Raw genomic sequence first — 19033 nt, forward strand, 5'->3', positions numbered from 1 at the left:
AATATAGTTGACATGTCAACTATATTGAAGTGTTGTAAGAAGTATAAGTTCTCTTTAAAGTACTGATTCTCCTCGATAAATTTTGGATTTCTCATTAGTCAATTTTGAAGTCAATAAATATATCAGTACCACCATGATGTTGAGTTTAACAGCATCTATACCAATACTGCTAAATCCACTCTCTAAATGAAACATAAAAATGCCATAATATCGCTTAATTATCTCTATGTAGACAGCTATAGAAAAGGGATTAGCAGGTATCATAGAAGATGGTATGTATAATCTTGTTATTAGCTTATGTACTAGCATTAGTATAAATAAAATACCTGATAAATATCCTAAATTGCGTATAACTTCTTTTCTTTTTTCTTTGATGTAATTACGCCATTCTACCCTACGTTTTTTTGAGGTGTACTCTCTCCACAGTGTTGCTATGCTTAATCGACTTTTTTGTATTAAAAACATGACTAAAGAACACCCTAAATATGTTAAAATCAGTATTGAAAGATTGGTGTATAATTTTATTTTTCTTTTATATACTATGATATCCATAACCTGTACATCTCTATTTTTTAGAAAATTATCAAAGTTTCTAACTAAAATATCAGAGTCGTCATCATTATTTGCTACAAATTTAATAACTCTTTTATTCCAGTCTATGCCACTTATTTCTTCACCGAATGGAATATAAATATAACGACTATCTTTTATAACACCCTTTATCCTATAGCTATGGCCACTTATTATTATTGCCTTATCGATAACAGCAGTTGTAGAAAAGAATTCATCTGCAACCTGGTCTCCAATAACAGCATAATTACCATAGGGTTCAATTAGAAATTCGCCCAGCTCCATCTTGATATTCTCCATATACATATCTTTTCCTGTAGTTGCGGTAAGACTATGTCCCATATAATCTGTTTCTAAGTTAATATTATAACTGTTGTTACCAAAATCATCATCTAACTTTTTTAAAGTGAGCCAATCAAGCTCGCCATTATATCTATACTCTATTACTTTAGGATTATATTTACTTTCTAAATATAGACTACATCCAAAGGCTGTCACTACTAATAATAGTAAAGACACTATTCTCTTTATTCCCATAAACAAACTCTCACTCCATCCTTTATCTTATAGGATAAATTATTAATAAGTTGTGTTTTTTTATAGTTTTCTAACCCTTCGATAATTACTTTGTCATCTCCAACAGCCCTTATTTTCACTTCTATTTCCTTAGCTATTATTTCGTCCCCCAACACACCTTCCTTTTCTTCAATCATAAAAACGCTTCCTAGCTTACCTTCCTCTAGCTCCTCCTTTGGAATAATAGCAGCCTTAGGAATACTATGAAATTCTTTGCTTTCATATTTTTTTGCTGCAATGCCTTGTATCTTTTCATCAATTATAATATTTCTATTTACTTCATCTATAAACTGCCCTTCAAGCTGTAGCTTTGAACCGTTCAGAATCTTACTTATTTTAGTTATAGAAATTCTATTCTTAGAGTTATCCCTATTAGTAACTTCTATAAAGCCTACTTCCTCTAATATGCCTAAATCGTTTTCATCTATTTGTGCTACAAATTTTATAGACTTTATCCCATCTATTACTCCTATCTCAGTAATTACGGCATCTTTGCTAAGTACTATATCTGTCTCACTGACTGCTAGTATGACGCCTTCATTTTCAGCATAACATACTCCATCTTGATCTATATTAGCATAAAATTCTTCCTGCGCTTTTAAGTCACCTATATTCTGCTCTATCTTTTTAATTTGACTTTTAATTTTATCAGCTGAATAATTATTATCCTTTTTCTGCTTTTCAAAATTTAATAAACTGGTTTCAAAGCTAATAATCTGTTCTTCAAGCTGAAGCTTACTTTCTTCAAGCTCTGACTTTGATATAGCACCTGCTTCAAATAATATTTCTTGATTTTCAACTTCTTCTTGTGCATTTTCTATTTTATTCTTAATAACTTTTATATTTTTTTCTTCTATATCTGTAGCAGAATCCTCTAGCTTCGCTAGCTGTATCTGTAGTTCCTGCAGCTGTAGATTCAACTCCTCTATTCGCTCACTATTTCCATTACCACCATAGTTTTTGTTGATTCTAAATATCGGTGCTCCAATAACCACCTTATCTCCTACTTTAACGAAATGTTCTTGAACTATTACATTCCTATCTAACCTAATCTTATAAGTATTTACTGGCTTAATTATTCCATCTACCTTTACAGTTTTTTGTATTGATGTATTTTCCATAGGATATATAGTATGCACTTTTGGCAGCATTAAATTAATAGTTGATTTTGAAAAGAATCCCAAAACAAAAACTAAAGCAAAAAAACTCAGTATAACATTCTTGACTATATTTATTATTTTATTATTCTTCACCATCTCATCTATCATCATTTTGACCCTCCTAACCCTAGCCCTTCATTAAGATACTTTTCACCCTTTATAAATATGAACACTGCAGGTATTATATAAAGCACTGCTCCTGCAAAAAATACACTATGATCGTTATAATATATATTCTCTAAAAATACAGATAGAGGTACTTTAGATTCAGTATCTATAAAGATAAGTGCTTGCTCAATCAGATTCCAATTATCAATAAAGATTAGAATGACAAGCGTAAAAATAGCTGGCTTAATAACTGGCAGAATAATCTTAAAAAGAATATTTATATAACCCGCTCCGTCTATTCTAGCTGCTTCCACTAGCTCATTAGGAATATTTCTTATAAACTGTTTTAGAAGAAAAACCCCAAAGGATGAGAATATACCGGGTAGAATAATTGCAAAATGAGTGTCTAAAATTTTAAATCTAAAAAGCTGTTCTACTTTATCAAATACTAAGTAATTTGGTACTAAGGTCACCTGAAATGGCATCAAAACAGCTAGTATATATATAGCAAAAATCCAGTTACTACCTGGAAATTTCATCTTCGCAAAAGCAAATGCAGCAAATATACCTACTACTATTTGTCCCGCAATAATTAGTATTGTTATTTTTACTGAATTAGCAAAGAATTTAAAAAACTGAGCTTTTGTGGTAACTAAAGAAAAATACTGCTGTAAATTAAATTCCTCTGGTATCAATTTTATTTGATTACTATTAATTTGCCTTTCAGTCATATATGAATTTGAAAATGTAAATACAATAGGGAAAGAATAGGCTAGTGATATTATTATTAGAACTGTTAAGATAATTTTTTTCATTGACTATCACCTACTTTTTCTGAAAATCTTCTGTCAAATAGGTAAAGTATAGACGCAAATATTAATATGATTAGCGAAAATATATACGCAGCAGAAGTTAAACTCTCGTACTGAAGATCTGCGAATTTATTATTCATATAGTGCTGAAGCATATATATTTTAAGATTTGGATAACTGCCCTGTAATATGTATACATCCTTAAAAACCTTAAATGAGTTAACAATAGTCACGATCCCTACAAATACTGTGGTAGGAGTCAAAAGCGGTAATATTACATGCCATAACCTCTGTATATAATTAGCCCCATCCACCTCAGCTGCCTCCCCTATAGACTTTTCTATCTGAGTCAACCCAGCTAAGTAAATAATAAGATTATAGCCTGTGTTTTTCCATATGAATATAAGTATAACGCCTAGCATTGCATATTCTGAATCCATCAGGTTAAATGCTCCTGTTCCGAGAAGCTTTCTATAAAATCCAACCACAGATGCAGAAGGAACTGCAACAGGCAGAATGATTAGCAGCTTTATAAGCTTTGGAGCTTTTGTTTCGTATATGGCTATAGATAGAACTAAAGAAATAATTATAATTAAAGGTATAGCAAATCCCATAAAGCTCACTGTATTTTTAGCTGCTAAGACAAATGCCTTACTATCTAATACTTCTTTATAATTAGCCAACCCTACAAAGGTCTTATCAAAGCCACTTCTACTAACTGAGTATTTTATTCCCCATATATATGGAATCACATAAAGTATAGAAAAGCCTACAAGGCTAGGAAATATAAAAATGAATCCTTTGGTTTTTTTTAATCTTTTGATATTGTTCATCCTAGCCCTCCTTTTCACTTCTCATCTAATTATTCATTCATTAAGATATTATATTTATTCTCTAGGTCCTTTAATGCTTTTGTTAATTCTTCTTCTGTGTATTCTTCATCAGCAAATATAATGGCATCTAATTCCTTTCTAATCATACTGCTAAAATCAGTTTTTAACTTATATTCTAACCCACCCTTCTCATATGGCTTGTAAACTCCCTCTTCTATATTCTTTAGTACATAGTCTTTAAATCTAAGCACATCTTCATTAATAATCTTCTGTCCATTGTCATTCACTTTGCCTTCAATATCTTTTATCTGCCATTCTATCTCTTTATTTACTGGATAGGTAGAATATACTCTATTGTATAATTCCATCTGTATGTCATCGTTTAATAAACCATTGACAAACTGGAGTGCTAATTCTACATTTTTACCATTCTTATTAACAATCAACCCCCATGTTGATAAGGCATTGTCCCTATTGGAATAAAATGGTAGATAGGCAATATTTATTCCTTTAATATTTAATTTTTCATTCATTTCTTTTACTAATAACGGAGTAACTGCTGGCCATAGTCTTAGAGCATTTGTATTCTCATAACTACTACTAATTTCCATAAAATCGTTATATTCATCTGAACCAGATTCATATAGCATATTGTAGAAATTCTTGTAGGTATAGTTTTTATCAATAATATATCTGCCAGAAAATACTTCCTTTCTAACATTTCTTAAATAATCCTTCATCTCTGGGGTATTAAGAGTCACCTTTTTATTTTCAATATCAAACATCTTTACCTTATCTTTATCTGCAAAGTAATATATATCCTCTAACTGAAATTCTGTTAGATGAACAGGTCCTTGCTCTAACCATTTTTCTCTTATTTTATAATAGTCTTCTGCAGTCCAATCATAGTAAGGTACCTCAACTCCTAGTCCATCTAATACATCTTTATTAAGTGCATGCACCATATAAATCATGCCTATAGGTACTTTATAAACCTTCTCACCTATTATACCGTTATAAATCTTTTTAAGATTTGGTATTTTATCTGTGACATCCATAGCAACACCCTGCTCTATTAGATTATAATAAGGCTCGTATTCAACAAGTATTAGTTCAGGTGCTTTGTCTGTATATAGCTTTGAAGCTAATCCCTTGTAAAATTCCTTGTAATTTTGAGATTCAACAAAGTCAAACTCTACCTTTATTCCAAGCTCTTTTTCAAAGATTCGCTTATAATAGTCTATAATTTCATATCTGCTCTTCTTACTTGTATAGGTCTGTTTAGATACAGCAATAGTAATTGTTTTTTGTTCCCCCTGTGATTGTGGATTAACAACTTGTTCAGCATCTTCCTTATTAATATTTGTTGTTTCTGACTTGCCTGTACATGCTACCATAGATATAATAAGCGCTAATATTAGAAGTAATGACAGTATTCTCTTAAACACGTATTTTACCCCCATTCTATTATTATATTGAATTGACAATCATTAACTATTAATCCTATTATAGAAGAAACTTGTAAGGAAACTCTAAAAAAATGTAAAGAAAGTGTAAAGTATTTCTAAAAAAATGATTGAATAGAATAAAATAAGGACTAAGCTAGTTAATAACTTAGTCCTTTGCCACTATAATACCTGTTTATATCTCGATTATAAACTCTGTGCCTTCTCCAAATGTACTGCAAACTTTTATGTCCCATTTATGAAGTTTTATGATCTTATTAACAATAAAAAGACCTATGCCATTCCCACCTGTATCTCTATTTCTAGACTTATCTGCTCTGTAAAAATTATCAAATATAAATGGTAAATCTTTTTCAGAGATACCTACTCCATTATCCTTTATGATTAATAGTATTTTATTTTTGATAGCCTGTGTCTTTATTTCAATGTAGCCATTTTCTTTACCATACTTAATACTATTGTCTATAAGATTAATTAAAACTTCTTTGAATCTATCCTTATCAGCCTCGATTATCAATTCTCTTTCGCAATTATTTCTATATTCCATATTTTTATCACCTAACATAGATTTAAACAGCTTATATATATCATTAACCTCATCATATATATTTATTTCTATCTTATTTAACTCAACCTCTTCTAGTCTTGTAACTGTGAGAAGTGATTTTACAAGGGTGGACAATCTGTCTATCTCCGTATTGACGTCCTTTAAGTATTCATCATATACTTCTGCTTCATTATTTCCATCAATGAGAGATTCAATCAATGCCTTAATAGATGCTAAGGGCGTCTTTAACTCATGAGATACATCACTTATAAATCTGCGCCTATTAGTATCTATTTTGTAAAGCTCTTCGCTCATGCTATTAAAGGTGTCAGCAAGTCTTCCTATTTCATCTTTTCTTATGATATCTACTTTAGTATTTAAATCACCATTCAATATCATATTAGAAGCAGTAGTAAGTTTTTCAACTGGTCTTGATATCCTTTTCCCAAAGTATAACGATAATAATATAGCAAGTATACCTGCTGCACCAGATATAACTATTGTTTGTCTAGTTAAGTCATCTACGTCTTTATATATGTGGTTTATACTAGTAGATATCAATACTAATCCTTTTAGCTGGTCATTATCTATTATAGGAGCTGTAACCATCATAATATTTTCATTATCCTTACTGTAATATCCAAGTGTTTTAGCTTTTTTATCTATAGTCCTTAGGATTTCATTATTAGATATACGAGTTCCTATATAATTATTAAATACATCGCCTATGACCATTTTTTCTTTATTAAGTATCAGTACTCTTCCCTCTATGTTTTGGCTGTAATTCTTTATTGTCCTATTCAAATCCAAGATGTCGTCTATATCTTCAATTGCAAGGTTTGATATAATACTCCCATAAGATAAATACTTTGCTTCATTCTTTTGAAATTGGTTTTTTTCATATGTATAAATCAAGATGGAATCTAATGTAATGATTGTTATAACTATAATAATACCATATATGACAGCTAGATTAATACTCAGCTTCCTAAACATTATAACCTTTCCTTCCTGAAATAATATCCTACTCCCCATTTTGTGTTAATATATTTTGGGTTGGAGGGTTCATCTTCAATCTTTTCTCTCAATTTGCTGATATGTACATCTACGGTTCTAGTATCATAGCTTGTCTCACCCCAGACCAGTTCATATAAATAATCTCTTGAATATACTCTTCCTAGATTCGAGATAAGTATCTTAAGTATGTCATATTCCTTTGATGTTAAAGGTATCTCCGTCTCTTTTTTATATAGACTTCTGCTTAGAATGTCTAGCTTTAAATCGTCAATTTCTATGATGTTTTCTTCTATATTTCTCTTACTTAGTCTTCTATATACTGCTTTAATCCTTGCTATTAACTCTCTAGTATGAAAAGGCTTGGTCATGTAGTCATCTGCCCCCAGCTCAAGTCCTAGTATTTTATCTATATAATCATCCTTTGCTGTAAGCATGATGATTGGTATATCCATTTTTACTCTAATCATTTTACATAAAGACATACCATCTATTCCAGGAAGCATTAAATCAAGTATTATGAAGTCAACCTTTTCTGTGTTGACAATATTTAAAGCTTCGTTTCCATCATATGCAGTGAATACATTAAAGCCTTCCTGAACTAAGCTCTTTTTTAATCCTTTTACTAGCAACTTCTCATCATCTATTACTAAAATGTTCATGTCCATCCCCCTTTGTCAGCTGAAATTACTTTATGTGTTAGCTATTTAAATTTTACCATAAAGTATATACTTTTACTTTAGTAATGTTTGAAATGATCTCTTATGTCATAGCTTGTTATAATAATTATATATCTCAAATGGTATTAAAAAAGATGACTCCTGTATACATCACAGAACTCATCTTTTTATTATTGCATATTTTATTTCGTAATGCTCTTTGTATGGAATGTATTTCAATTTAAAGATCTTTTCAACCTTTCATCAATTATTTATTATAATATTCCCCGAATCTGTATGAACTATGATTTTACTGTCACTGTTACCAACATATCCTTCTAAAAAATCATCTTCGATTTCGCCTACTACAGATATTGGAAATTTATTCATGATATCTCCCGATGATGTTTTAGCTTTCAAATGAAACTGTGAAGCAACGGGAAGCTTTAAGGTAACATCTCCAGATGAAGATGTAATATCTATATTGTTGTTAAACTCTTCATACTCTATTTCTACATCTCCAGAGCTTGAGTCTACATTTAAATCACCATTAAATCCATTTGCCTCTACATCACCAGATGATGTTTTTATTACAGTTTTTTTTGAACTGAAGGATTCCATTAATAAATTACCTGAATCAGTTTTAAAATCAAGGCTGTTAATACTCATGTTACTTACATCCACATCAGCAGATGAACTCTTTATAGTAATATCATTTGTATAATTTTTAGGTATATAAACATCTAATTTTTCAATCCCAGAGTAAAATCCAACAATAAAATTATCTTTATGCTTCACTTGAATATTTAATTTATTATTGCTAATGTTTGCAGTTAAAGTTGCTCCTTTATTATTCTTATTTGCCTTAAATTTCCCATAAAGGCGCACTTTTATTTTGTTATCATCAACAGGAATTATACTAACATCTGTGCTAGTACTATCAATATAGATTTCTTCAGTACTTTCAACATCAAATGTTTTTTCTTCATCTATGATTCTTTCTACACCGACTTCAAAATTTACGAAATCTCCTGCAGTTGCCATAGTCAAATAGAAATATGTCCCTGATATTGTAAAAGAAACTATCACAACTACAACTAGTATTAATACTAAGTTTCTCATATTAATATTACCTTTCAACTTTAACCCTCCTATCACTAACTATATTCATATTCATCCTTAAATATTTGACTGTAATCTTGTAAAACCACTTAGTCAGATAAGTTACTCCTATAGTAAATAGCATTCCTAAAGCTATAATTCCTATAGAAAGAATTATGCTTATTATAGGATTTGGAGGGATTGATACAAACTCCGGCAAAATCGGTGATATAAGAGTTGCGATAAATAACGCTATGCCTGAAAAGACTAAAGCAATAGCACTTACAAATAATCCAAGCAATACTCCAACGATTCCTAAAAAAGGTCCTAAAACAAATATCAAATTGAAAAGTCCTAAGCTAATTACTGCAAAAACTGCTCTAAATACATTACCAGTTGAAGCTGTATTTTCTGCCTTGTTAATCTTATAGTCCGCTTCTATTTGTTTAGCAATTGTCCTGGGTTCGCCTAAAGATTCTGCAATTTCTTCTTCAGTTCTTCCAGCTTGAATACCGATAGAAAAATGCTCATTATAATCAAATAATATATCCATTTTATCGTCCTCATGAATATCACTTAATTCTTTAGATAGAATTTCTAAAAATTTATCTCTATTCACTTTCTTCACACTCCTTTATAAATTTATTTACACCTTCTACAAATGAAAACCATTCATTTTTTAGCTTTTCCGTTGTTTCTTTGCCTAAATCTGTGAGCTGATAATACTTTCTTGTAGGTCCTTCCTGAGACTCCTGGAGATATGTAGTTACATATCCTTCATCCTTTAACCTTCTCAGTAACGGATAAATTGTACCTTCTGAGATCAATATGTTTTTTGAGATTTCATTGACAAGCTCATACCCATAACAGTCTTGTTTATCTAGAAGTGTTAATACACAAAGCTCCAGAACTCCTTTTTTGAATTGAATATTCATTAAACCACATTCCTTTTTTATAATTTTTTATAGTTATAGTTTACTACACGGTATCTTTTTATGCAAGGTACCTTTTTTTAATTTTATGTAATATTTTTAAAAATTACAGGAGTTAATAAACTAGCCGAGTAATAAGTGATTTTTTAGGAGTGGAAAAACCTAGAACAACTTAAACAATGAAGGGATATTAATAAATACAAAAATAATTACTATCTCTTACTCTTAGATAAAAAACAAAGAGCTGAGCTCTTAATTGAACTCAACTCTCGACTACATTCTGAATTGCCCTTTCAGATAATTCATGTGTTACATTATATATTCTAATGGCTAGTTTACTTCTCACCTTGTACAGGACTCTTGCTTTAATCCAATTCAATGACGATATCATTCAAGAAAAACTCTCTATCTTCCTTTGTTTTTATCGGTTCTAATTTTGTCTCGTTTCCGTTCTCATCAAAAGAAACTCCACCTGCCATGGTAGAAAGAAATACTTTAGGTGTAACAATTAGTTTTGATGCTTTTTCGTCTAGCTTTCCAAAAGTCATACTCCAATTCATAATTCCTGTAGGGACATGTCCTTCTCCCCCATTTCCTTGACCTTCATAAACATTACCCAAATCATCCTTCACTACTAGTTCGGTAAATACACCGTCCCAATCATTTCGATATGCTTCAGGAACTTGTTGAGTATACTCAATAATAAAGGACATTGGTGTTTCGATTATATTATCAATGGTTACAGTAAATCCATCTTTTTCTGTTTCCTGATTGATTGCTTTGCTATTACGCTCCACAGCCTGTAATTGAAATGTAAAAACCCAATTTCCTCTAATTTTTTCCTCCCTATTCAGGTCAGTTACCAAGATGTCTTCAATCTTCAACTTACATTTTACTTGATCTAGTTCTCCTGAAACACTGTAGTTTGCTTGCCCGATATAGGTTCCGCCTGCTACTTTTTCTACTCGTTCGCTGCCTGTAAGTCCTCCTGTATAATTCACTATATCAAAAGAAGGTCCCATACCTACCATTGGGCGAGCTCCTAAATCCTTATCTGTATTAATCTCATAAGTATAAGTAATAGTTTTACCGTCAAAAATTGCATCCTTAATTGTTATCCGGATACCATTACTTTCTTTAGTGATGTTGATCTCATTAGAGTTTTCTTTATATAAATCATAAACATCAGTACGACCGTTATCTAAGAACCGAAATATATCTCCTATAATTGGAATCCCTGCTGCATATGTTGGATTGGTAATGCCTACATATGCAGTACTACCTATTACTAAACCAGCAAGAGCTACTGCAATTATACCTTTACTATTCCAGCCTTTTTTCTTTCTTATTGATTGTTTCAATCGTTTTTTTACAATTGCTCTTTCTAACTCTGTTACTTCTACCTCTTTTTCTATTTCTCTCATTTCCATCTCATCCGCCTCAATTTCTTGCAGTAATTGATAAATATTTTTCATCTATATCTCCCTCCATCTACTCATTGTTGCCTGTTGATTTAATTTTTTCTTTCCTCTAAAAACCCTATTATCTACGGCAGTTCTGGTCAATCCTAATTGACTGGCAATTTCGTCTGATTTATTTCCTAAAAAATATTTCATGATAAATATCTTTCGATCAATTGGCTGTAATGTATTTATAAGATTCATTAACTCTTTCTTATCTTCATTCAATACAACTTGGTCTTCTGTGGATTTAGCATGTATTAGAGAATTATCCTCTAAAGAAACTTCTTCTCGCTTAACTAACTTTCTATAGTAATCAATAGCTTGATACTTAGCTATTTTGTATACCCATTTCTTAAACTCCTCTTCATCCCCTTCAAATTGATCTCCATGGTTCCATATAGCAAGGAATACATCATTAATGCATTCTTCTGAAGCCCCTTCTATCTCTATTGGACCTAACACTTTATAAACTGTTCCTTTTACCAATCCTAAGTATTTATCTACTATAAATTCTAGGCTATCTTCTTTTTTCTTTTTTAACCGCTTAATATAATTTCGTTCATCACAACGCATTTATTCTTTTCCTCCTAGATATTCAATAAAGGCCTTTATACTATATAAAACGAAAACAAATCTATTTTCTCTCATTTTTCAAATAAATTTTTATCTTTTCTTATACTAAAGTGAAAGTCAATAAAAAATGCAGTTTATTATAACATAAAGAAGTACCTCTTATTAACAATTGTCGGATAAGAGGTACTTCTTTATGCTATAAATAGTAAATCCTTGAGTAAACCACCGTTATCTACGTTTCAGTTCACTATATCACTATAACTAAAACTGCTTTTCTAATATAAAAAGTTTATTTCATCAAAACAGTTAATTTTTCTAAATGATTTCTGATTTAAAACCCATATTAAAAACTAGTCATCTCGTATTTATATAAACATAACTTAAGGGAATCTTGTAACATAATTATAACTATTTTCTATTATTTTTGAATTTGATTGTAAAAATACTTCCCTCTTTCTCTGAAGAATGCACGCGAATACTCCCGCTCTGTCTTTTAACAAATTTACTAACTAAAGCTAAGCCTAGCCCGGTCCCACCCCTACCCGTAATATTCTCTCTATCCACTCTATAAAAAGGTTCAAATATCTTTTCTTGATGTTCCCTTGAAATGCCAATCCCAGTATCCCTTATTTCAATGAAAGCAGCATTTTCATCTTCCCAGTTTTTTATAAAAATTTTCCCTAGTGCATCATTATATTTGATCCCATTATCTATTAGATTGATAAAAATATGTCTCATCATATTTTCATCACCCTTTATTTGCATTGGAGAAAGCTGTTTATTGATAGATATGTTATATTTCCTAGCTTTAGGTTCCATCATGAAACATATTTCTTCTATAATAAGTTTGATATCCAAAATCTTAAACTCCATCTCAAAGTCATATTTTTCTTTATAAGATAAATTCAAGATTTTATCTACCATTTCTATGAGTCTATCTGACTGCTGTATAATATTCTCTCCTGCTTCCTTTGATAAATCCATATCTTCATATAAGGTGAGTAAGTCCCCATAAGCCCTTATAGAAGTCAATGGTGTCTTGAATTCATGGGTTACAGTACCCAAAAACTCTCTTTGCTCCTTTGTCATTTGCTCTAATTTTTCTACTGCTAACTTCAAGTTTGATTTTTCTTTATTAAGTGCATCCATACTACTCTGAATAGCCCTACTCATTTCAATGATCCCTTCACTTAGCTCCCCTATCTCATCTTGTCTCTTAAGAGAAATTAATGTTTCTTTCTTTCCAGCTGCTATTCCCTTAATCCATCTATTTAAGTCTGAGATATCCTTTACCAGTTTTGAGAAATATAAATAGGCTATACCAATCCCTAAAACAAGGAATATCAAGCCAAATCCTATAAACAATCCCTGAGTATTTCTCCTTAAAGCTCCCAAAGCTGTGTTTCTATATATAAACTCAACAAAACCTTTTACTTCTCCCTCTTTCCTCAATGGAAAAAAATAATATATTTTATCTTTCTTTATGGTATATAGGATCTTGTCTTCTTTAATCGTGTTGATAATCTTTTTGCTATTCCTCTTTACAACCTGCTCTTCTGTATAGTCTATATCCAATAAGGGATTACCTTTAAGATCATATACGACTGCTTTAGGATTTTTAAAATAATATTTGTGATAGATATAATCTCCAAAAGAATCCATAGTTACTTTCTTTTCACCATATGTGCTTATGCACTCTAAATAAAATTCTTTCTCTATATTGTTTTTTTCATATGCTAAAAAATTCTCTATTCTGGAAGCTTCGTATTCTGTTTCTCCTTTAATCACAAAGAATGCTAAAAAGAACATCGTAAAGAGTAGCAAGAATAAAATAAATCCCATGATATTAAGCTTTATTCCAGTCTTCATCAAATATCAGTCCTACCCTTATAACCCACTCCATGTACTGTATAAATAAGTTTTTCATATTGTTTTCCTAGTTTTTTTCTTATTCTTTGAATATGAGTATCTACCGTGCGGGTGCCTCCAATATACTCTATGCCCCATACTTCATCTAATAGTTCATCCCTTGAATATACTCTGTTAGGATTGGCTAGAAGCTTATATAAAAGCAAAAACTCCTTTGATGTCAGCTCTATGTCTTTATTGTTTAATATGGCTTGACGATTTTCATAAATAAGCTCCAATTCACCTCTTTTAATAGAAGTATTGGTTTTCATCTCTTCCATATCTTTATCTATTCTGCGCATACCAGATTTAACTCTAGCCAATAATTCCCTTATATCAAAGGGTTTCGTTATATAATCATCTGCTCCTAATTCTAGACCTAAAACCTTATCTATTATATCGCTTTTAGCTGTAACCATTAAAATCCGCACTTTTTCTCCCATCATTTTTTTGCAAAAATCATAGCCATTTAGTCTAGGCATCATGACATCTAGTATAATCATATCTGGCTTAAACGTTTCATACACCTTTAGAGCTTCTCTCCCATCAAAGGCTTGTTGTACATCATATCCCTCTTTTTTAAAGGCATAGCAAAGGGCTTGTACTATACTCTTTTCATCATCCACTACTAAAATTTTCTTTGCCATGCCTTACCCTCCTCAAACTTATGAAAGAAAATGCCCCTTACTCCTATAGTACATCTTCTATGTTGACAATGCAATATTCCGATTCTCTAGCCATATTGGATAAATTGATTGCCAAGCTTCTGCCATTTTCACTCCAAATCGTATCAAAAATTCCGCCTTCTCCTTCTTCTACAGCTATTAATTTAGTTTTCTTACGATTTTTTATGTCAATCAAATACAATTCTTGAATTTGATTGACACCTTTTTCATTGGTATTCTTTTCAAAGGTTCTTATAAAATTCATTACTGCATATTCCCCATTTGGAGACATATTAACATCTCTTCTTAAATATCCCTTTTCTTTGCTGCATAAAAATACTTCATTTAAAGTTTTTCCCATTTCATCCTTTTGGGTAAGATAATTATTGCTATCCCTTTTATCTTCAATAAAGATTTGCCCCACTCGTTCCTCTAAACTAAGGATTGTTTCTTTAAAGGGCAACATCCTTTCAACACCTAAGTCTACATCATAAACATATCCTTGTCGAGATAGTATTTCATCTAATCCCAGATAGCCTTCTTCTTTCATTTTTTCTCTTAAAAAGTATACTTTTGTTATGTGTCCCTCCTCTTCCTTAATAGATCTTATATCATTTATATAGAAAATATCATTTTGACCTTCTTTGATAGGCAACTGAAAATTTTGGATTTCTTTAAGGTTTCTATCTAGGCTTCTTATTCTTCCTTCCTTTTTGTTGACTAAAATGAATCCCTTTTCATTATCATATTGGTAAATAATCTCATTTTCCTTAATATAACTAGAAACATCCCTTATCTTTTTATTTTTTAAATTAACTTCATAGGTCGCTTTAGTAGTTTTTTCTTGAGATTTTGAAGCAGTATAGGCAGTAAAATATAACCAATTATTGGATTCTTTTATGTTGTTTATACGTTTTAGGTTCAAGCTAGATACATCTATGGATTCTTCCTTATGATTTTTAATATCCTTTAGTAAAATTTCCTTCACAGTCCCCTTAGCAATGTTAGTGGATTGCTCTTTTACTATAATAAACCCATCATCTTGAAAATTGCCTATAACATCATATCCCTTTATCTTTTCTATCTTTAATTCTTGTAAACTTTCTATAGCATTAGTATTTTCTAATATTCTAAATTGATCTTCTCCCCCCCATCCATTTACTACACCTGTCGTCAAAATTATTCCACTTACAATTACTGCGCTTAAAACTTTTCCTTTCATACCTTCTCCTCCCATATTTTTTGAATTATCTTAGCATAAGTCAAATATCTTTTCTATGTTTATTATAAATGTAGTTTTTCTCAGAAAAATAAACAAATGTCACAAATTTGTAAACTTATTTAAAAAAACAAGACAACGCTCTTATTTAATAGAACTGTCTTGTTTTTAAATATCTTTTTCATTGTCATAATATTCTTATTTGTTGCAATTCGAATAAATTATGGTCAATTCTATAATAGTACAATTATGGATTATATGCACGTAAAGAAGTTACTACATACAGATGACTCCTTTACGTGCAGTTTCTTAAAATACTTTTAAAAAACCGCCGTTACTTATGGTATAGTTCACCGTAACTAAACACTCGGCGGATTAATGTGTAATTGTTGTTAACTGTGCTTATATATATTCTCAATTTCTTTAGGTTTATTTATAATACGTACATTATAAGTACTATAGTTATAAGTTTTATATACACCTTTGTATACCATGTGCATATTTTACTTTAGCAAGTTTAGGATACATGATTTTGCTGCCTTTCTCAATAATAATGTGTAGAGCTAAGTTTTTCTGATATGACACCTGATAAGATATGCGACTATATTTATGATTCATCTAATACTTTCAATAAATTCTATCATCATAAGAAGATATTTTCGGAAGAAAATATCGATAAATAATCTTCTATTACTTTAACCCATAGAAGGGGATGTCTCCTAATGTTCTTTGAAATCATTGAAATGACACCCCTTTTCTTATATTTCTTTAACTTTACTTTGTCATAATCTATGAAAAATCTAAATAAACTCTATCATAGCTAATGCATAAATTTAAATTTCTCCAAATGGAAAACTTCTATTTCTGACAACCCCTTCAAATTAGTTTTTCTCTTTTTTAAGTTCTAAAAATTTATCATATTGAGCCATTCTCTTATATAACCAATAAATCATTGGAGTAATAATAACAAGTATTAATATACCAAATAGATATAGCTCTGGCATAGCAAATATTCTGAAGCCCCTGAACCAGAGGTTTCCAATTACATAAACCAATAGCGTTATAAAATATACTGAGATATACTTTATATACATAGGTATATACTTTCTTATTAACACTTTTATATAAACCAACTCAATTAATACTGATGTGATAACAGCTATACATATTGAAAAAACATAGGATAAAGGCTCTTCAAAAAACGTATTTCCAGATATCCAATCAATAAAGAAAGCAATTATCACACCTGTAAATATTGCATATAGTAGTGATTTCAAATTATACTTAATCATAATTCACCTCATCCCAAGAAATGTTTTAAATGCAGTAACATAGTTTTTCGATACTTCCACTGTTGCTTCAGTATCATCGAAAGTTAGAAGCAATCGTCTGTTAAACCAAGGTGCTATAGTACTTACTTTATGGATATTAACAATAAATGACCGACTTGTTCGAATAAACTGATCATCTGGTAATCTTGCTTCAACTTCATATAATCTTTCTTTAATCTTGTACTCTCCCTTTTTAGTTCTGCAAATAACATATGAAGACCGTGCCTCAAAATGCAATATGTCATAAACATCTATCACATGATATGTTTCGTCTTCTAATCCGATGATCCTGTTAGTTTGAGCTTTGGGAGTTAGCGTCTCCATAACTCGTATCAACTTATCAAGTTCGTCTCTACGAAATACAAAACATGGGAGATGATTATTCTCATATCCTTGTTCAACTAAATAGATATCAGGATTATTATAAAAAGTTATCCCCATATGCTTGCATTTATTGATAATTTCCTCTCTTGTTGATTCTTGACATATTAAACCAAGTTTCATAACGTCTCCTTTAAATTATCTTTTTATTGCTGAACAATTGAGTAAATGAATATAATAATATAAGTATCACTATCCAAATTACATAATCACAAATATAAGTATATATGGTACGGACTCCTTTGACCGGTAGTTGCCCTCTGTTAATCCAAATAGTATTTGTAAAGTGATCCATTTCATTTATTACCCGCCCTGTATAGTCAACAATGCTCGACATACCATTAACTGTTTGTGTAATAACATTAGAACCATTCTCAATTCCTCTAAAAGTACCTATGATAGTGTGATATGGAGAAATCTCCTTCCAGTCTGCTGATGGAATAAATAACGAATCTACATTAAGATCTCCAACTTGGTTAACAGTTTGAGGAAAATCTTTGTCCCAACAAATTATACCTGAAAGAGTACCGTATTTTGTATCAGCAGCTTGTAAAATCCTATCGCCTTCCACTGATCCTTCAAAGACATTGCCACCATACTTATAATGTTCTGTCATTATTGTACCATTATTATCAACAGTATAAAGTACATTCTCATGCTTATTTGGGGGATTATTCAACACATATAGTGTCGTAACTATAACTATATCCTCTTCATCTGCTAGTTTCGATATTCGTTTAAGAGTTGAATCTTTTTGTTCATATGACACTACAAGTGTTGCCTCACCATGTGACACTACTTGGGCACCATTTGAAGCCTCCTGTCTTGTTAATTCCAATACTTTTTCTATATTTTCTTTAGATTTTACTTTAAATTCCTCTGGATCATTCTCAAAATTTGAGAATAAATCTGCCGTTTCTTGAACAGTACGATCTAATGTGTGAAGACCTGAAACAGAATATGAGTTACTCATATCTACGCTATATAATCGCATACCACCGAAGATAAGAACCATTACTGTAACTATTATAAATCCTAATGAATATCGGTTTCGTGACTTATATTTACGATTTTTAATCATCCAATAAAAGACTGAACCAAACCATATAATGATAAATGTTAATCCTACTGCCCCAACTATTGATGCAAGTTGTGCAACAACCAAGAAATTATGTTGTGAATATCCCAGTACACCAAAACTACCAAATGGATTAAAAGTAGCATTTGCATAGTCTATTAAAGTATAAAGTCCAGGCAATATCAATGTTGTTGAGAATGATTTTGATTTCTTAAATGTAAAATACTGTACGATAAATGGTAATGCTAATGTACCACCTGCCATAGCTGGAATCCAATTTAGCAAAGGCATACCTATATCAGGAAGCATATTATAGAAACTAATGCTATTTGCAATGCTCGTAGTCAAAACCATCAATAATACTGCTTTTAATGGCTTCATGTTCTCAATTGCTAAAAGCAAAAATATTGGGAATATAAAGGCAGAAATACCATAGAGATATTTACCATTGCTTAGTACCATCGTAGTGAATCCAAGTAATAAATAGATATAATATATATTTTTTTTCATAAGTAAACTCCTTTCGTGTTTTATGGATTCATTGTACCACGGTTTATTCTATATGTAGTGTTATACGCATAGAAAGGACAATAAATCGGACGAAAGGATCCTTGAATGGATTGTAAGGCTTGGCCAA

Annotated in this window: 18 protein-coding genes and 1 pseudogene; 1 reads left to right on the plus strand and 18 read right to left on the minus strand. The window is 30.8% G+C overall.

Annotated elements, in window-relative coordinates; all coding sequences use genetic code 11:
• Window positions 1–54 precede the first annotated feature (54 nt).
• The 15 genes from HNR33_RS10735 to HNR33_RS10805 all read right to left on the minus strand — a co-directional run bounded on the left by HNR33_RS10735 (window position 55) and on the right by HNR33_RS10805 (window position 15609).
• Window positions 55–1107, minus strand: a complete 1053-nt coding sequence (locus tag HNR33_RS10735) for an ABC transporter permease (protein ID WP_429083169.1) — start codon at window positions 1105–1107, stop codon at window positions 55–57.
• A complete protein-coding gene (locus HNR33_RS10740) occupies window positions 1098–2417 on the minus strand; it encodes an efflux RND transporter periplasmic adaptor subunit (protein ID WP_429083170.1) in 1320 nt (439 codons plus the stop codon). The genes HNR33_RS10735 and HNR33_RS10740 overlap by 10 nt, the downstream gene beginning before the upstream one ends.
• Window positions 2414–3229 (minus strand): carbohydrate ABC transporter permease, encoded by an 816-nt coding sequence (locus tag HNR33_RS10745; RefSeq protein WP_429083172.1) that lies wholly within the window; start codon window positions 3227–3229, stop codon window positions 2414–2416. Before HNR33_RS10745 ends, HNR33_RS10740 begins: the two co-directional genes overlap by 4 nt.
• Window positions 3226–4059 (minus strand): carbohydrate ABC transporter permease, encoded by an 834-nt coding sequence (locus HNR33_RS10750; protein ID WP_429083174.1) that lies wholly within the window; start codon window positions 4057–4059, stop codon window positions 3226–3228. Before HNR33_RS10750 ends, HNR33_RS10745 begins: the two co-directional genes overlap by 4 nt.
• A gap of 29 nt (window positions 4060–4088) precedes the next feature.
• Window positions 4089–5507: an ABC transporter substrate-binding protein gene (locus HNR33_RS10755; RefSeq protein ID WP_429083176.1), complete on the minus strand. Its 1419-nt coding sequence runs from the start codon at window positions 5505–5507 to the stop codon at window positions 4089–4091.
• A gap of 193 nt (window positions 5508–5700) precedes the next feature.
• Window positions 5701–7068, minus strand: coding sequence for a sensor histidine kinase (locus HNR33_RS10760; RefSeq protein WP_429083178.1), 1368 nt, complete (start codon window positions 7066–7068; stop codon window positions 5701–5703).
• Entirely contained in the window at window positions 7068–7748 is a 681-nt protein-coding gene (locus tag HNR33_RS10765; protein ID WP_429083180.1) for a response regulator, read from the minus strand. The genes HNR33_RS10760 and HNR33_RS10765 overlap by 1 nt, the downstream gene beginning before the upstream one ends.
• 261 nt (window positions 7749–8009) lie before the next feature.
• Window positions 8010–8885: a DUF4097 family beta strand repeat-containing protein gene (locus tag HNR33_RS10770; protein ID WP_429083181.1), complete on the minus strand. Its 876-nt coding sequence runs from the start codon at window positions 8883–8885 to the stop codon at window positions 8010–8012.
• On the minus strand, window positions 8875–9465 hold the full coding sequence (locus tag HNR33_RS10775) for an HAAS signaling domain-containing protein (RefSeq protein WP_429083183.1): 591 nt from the start codon (window positions 9463–9465) through the stop codon (window positions 8875–8877). The genes HNR33_RS10770 and HNR33_RS10775 overlap by 11 nt, the downstream gene beginning before the upstream one ends.
• Window positions 9458–9781, minus strand: a complete 324-nt coding sequence (locus HNR33_RS10780) for a PadR family transcriptional regulator (RefSeq protein WP_429083185.1) — start codon at window positions 9779–9781, stop codon at window positions 9458–9460. Before HNR33_RS10780 ends, HNR33_RS10775 begins: the two co-directional genes overlap by 8 nt.
• A gap of 362 nt (window positions 9782–10143) precedes the next feature.
• Window positions 10144–11253, minus strand: coding sequence for a DUF4179 domain-containing protein (locus HNR33_RS10785; RefSeq protein ID WP_429083187.1), 1110 nt, complete (start codon window positions 11251–11253; stop codon window positions 10144–10146).
• Entirely contained in the window at window positions 11254–11814 is a 561-nt protein-coding gene (locus HNR33_RS10790) for a sigma-70 family RNA polymerase sigma factor (RefSeq protein ID WP_429083188.1), read from the minus strand. It lies immediately after the preceding gene.
• Window positions 11815–12222: 408 nt separating this feature from the next.
• Entirely contained in the window at window positions 12223–13683 is a 1461-nt protein-coding gene (locus HNR33_RS10795) for a sensor histidine kinase (RefSeq protein WP_429083190.1), read from the minus strand.
• On the minus strand, window positions 13683–14369 hold the full coding sequence (locus tag HNR33_RS10800) for a response regulator transcription factor (protein WP_429083191.1): 687 nt from the start codon (window positions 14367–14369) through the stop codon (window positions 13683–13685). The genes HNR33_RS10795 and HNR33_RS10800 overlap by 1 nt, the downstream gene beginning before the upstream one ends.
• Before the next feature lie 43 nt (window positions 14370–14412).
• Window positions 14413–15609 (minus strand): hypothetical protein, encoded by a 1197-nt coding sequence (locus HNR33_RS10805; RefSeq protein ID WP_429083192.1) that lies wholly within the window; start codon window positions 15607–15609, stop codon window positions 14413–14415.
• A 566-nt stretch (window positions 15610–16175) separates the two neighbouring features.
• Between HNR33_RS10805 and HNR33_RS10810 the strand changes: the two are divergent.
• Window positions 16176–16289 (plus strand): annotated as a pseudogene (locus HNR33_RS10810) (DALR anticodon-binding domain-containing protein); the annotation flags it as partial.
• A gap of 198 nt (window positions 16290–16487) precedes the next feature.
• Here the strand turns inward: HNR33_RS10810 and HNR33_RS10815 are convergent.
• Genes HNR33_RS10815 through HNR33_RS10825 form a run of 3 tightly spaced genes read right to left on the minus strand, consistent with a single transcriptional unit; the run spans window position 16488 to window position 18906 of the window.
• Complete coding sequence (locus HNR33_RS10815; protein ID WP_429083193.1) at window positions 16488–16898, minus strand: hypothetical protein; 411 nt, start codon at window positions 16896–16898, stop codon at window positions 16488–16490.
• 3 nt (window positions 16899–16901) lie between these two features.
• Window positions 16902–17441 carry a LytTR family DNA-binding domain-containing protein gene (locus tag HNR33_RS10820; protein ID WP_429083194.1) on the minus strand — a complete coding sequence of 180 codons (540 nt, stop codon included), beginning with the start codon at window positions 17439–17441 and terminating at the stop codon, window positions 16902–16904.
• A gap of 10 nt (window positions 17442–17451) precedes the next feature.
• The gene (locus HNR33_RS10825) at window positions 17452–18906 is read right to left on the minus strand and encodes a nitrilase-related carbon-nitrogen hydrolase (protein ID WP_429083196.1); all 1455 of its coding nucleotides are present in this window, start codon (window positions 18904–18906) and stop codon (window positions 17452–17454) included.
• Between the last annotated feature and the right edge of the window lie 127 nt (window positions 18907–19033).

The organism is Brassicibacter mesophilus, assembly GCF_050433385.1.
Taxonomy (GTDB): domain Bacteria; phylum Bacillota; class Clostridia; order Tissierellales; family Proteiniboraceae; genus Brassicibacter; species Brassicibacter mesophilus.

What these genes read in the sequence shown, in the direction of transcription:
- HNR33_RS10760 (WP_429083178.1), bottom strand. Translation starts at nt 7,068, where the DNA reads ATGTTTAGGAAGCTGAGTATTAATCTAGCTGTCATATATGGTATTATT.
- HNR33_RS10745 (WP_429083172.1), bottom strand. Translation starts at nt 3,229, where the DNA reads ATGAAAAAAATTATCTTAACAGTTCTAATAATAATATCACTAGCCTAT.
- HNR33_RS10785 (WP_429083187.1), bottom strand. Translation starts at nt 11,253, where the DNA reads ATGAAAAATATTTATCAATTACTGCAAGAAATTGAGGCGGATGAGATG.
- HNR33_RS10825 (WP_429083196.1), bottom strand. Translation starts at nt 18,906, where the DNA reads ATGAAAAAAAATATATATTATATCTATTTATTACTTGGATTCACTACG.
- HNR33_RS10765 (WP_429083180.1), bottom strand. Translation starts at nt 7,748, where the DNA reads ATGAACATTTTAGTAATAGATGATGAGAAGTTGCTAGTAAAAGGATTA.
- HNR33_RS10740 (WP_429083170.1), bottom strand. Translation starts at nt 2,417, where the DNA reads ATGATGATAGATGAGATGGTGAAGAATAATAAAATAATAAATATAGTC.
- HNR33_RS10795 (WP_429083190.1), bottom strand. Translation starts at nt 13,683, where the DNA reads ATGAAGACTGGAATAAAGCTTAATATCATGGGATTTATTTTATTCTTG.
- HNR33_RS10805 (WP_429083192.1), bottom strand. Translation starts at nt 15,609, where the DNA reads ATGAAAGGAAAAGTTTTAAGCGCAGTAATTGTAAGTGGAATAATTTTG.
- HNR33_RS10820 (WP_429083194.1), bottom strand. Translation starts at nt 17,441, where the DNA reads ATGAAACTTGGTTTAATATGTCAAGAATCAACAAGAGAGGAAATTATC.
- HNR33_RS10800 (WP_429083191.1), bottom strand. Translation starts at nt 14,369, where the DNA reads ATGGCAAAGAAAATTTTAGTAGTGGATGATGAAAAGAGTATAGTACAA.
- HNR33_RS10790 (WP_429083188.1), bottom strand. Translation starts at nt 11,814, where the DNA reads ATGCGTTGTGATGAACGAAATTATATTAAGCGGTTAAAAAAGAAAAAA.
- HNR33_RS10780 (WP_429083185.1), bottom strand. Translation starts at nt 9,781, where the DNA reads ATGAATATTCAATTCAAAAAAGGAGTTCTGGAGCTTTGTGTATTAACA.
- HNR33_RS10735 (WP_429083169.1), bottom strand. Translation starts at nt 1,107, where the DNA reads ATGGGAATAAAGAGAATAGTGTCTTTACTATTATTAGTAGTGACAGCC.
- HNR33_RS10750 (WP_429083174.1), bottom strand. Translation starts at nt 4,059, where the DNA reads ATGAACAATATCAAAAGATTAAAAAAAACCAAAGGATTCATTTTTATA.
- HNR33_RS10815 (WP_429083193.1), bottom strand. Translation starts at nt 16,898, where the DNA reads ATGATTAAGTATAATTTGAAATCACTACTATATGCAATATTTACAGGT.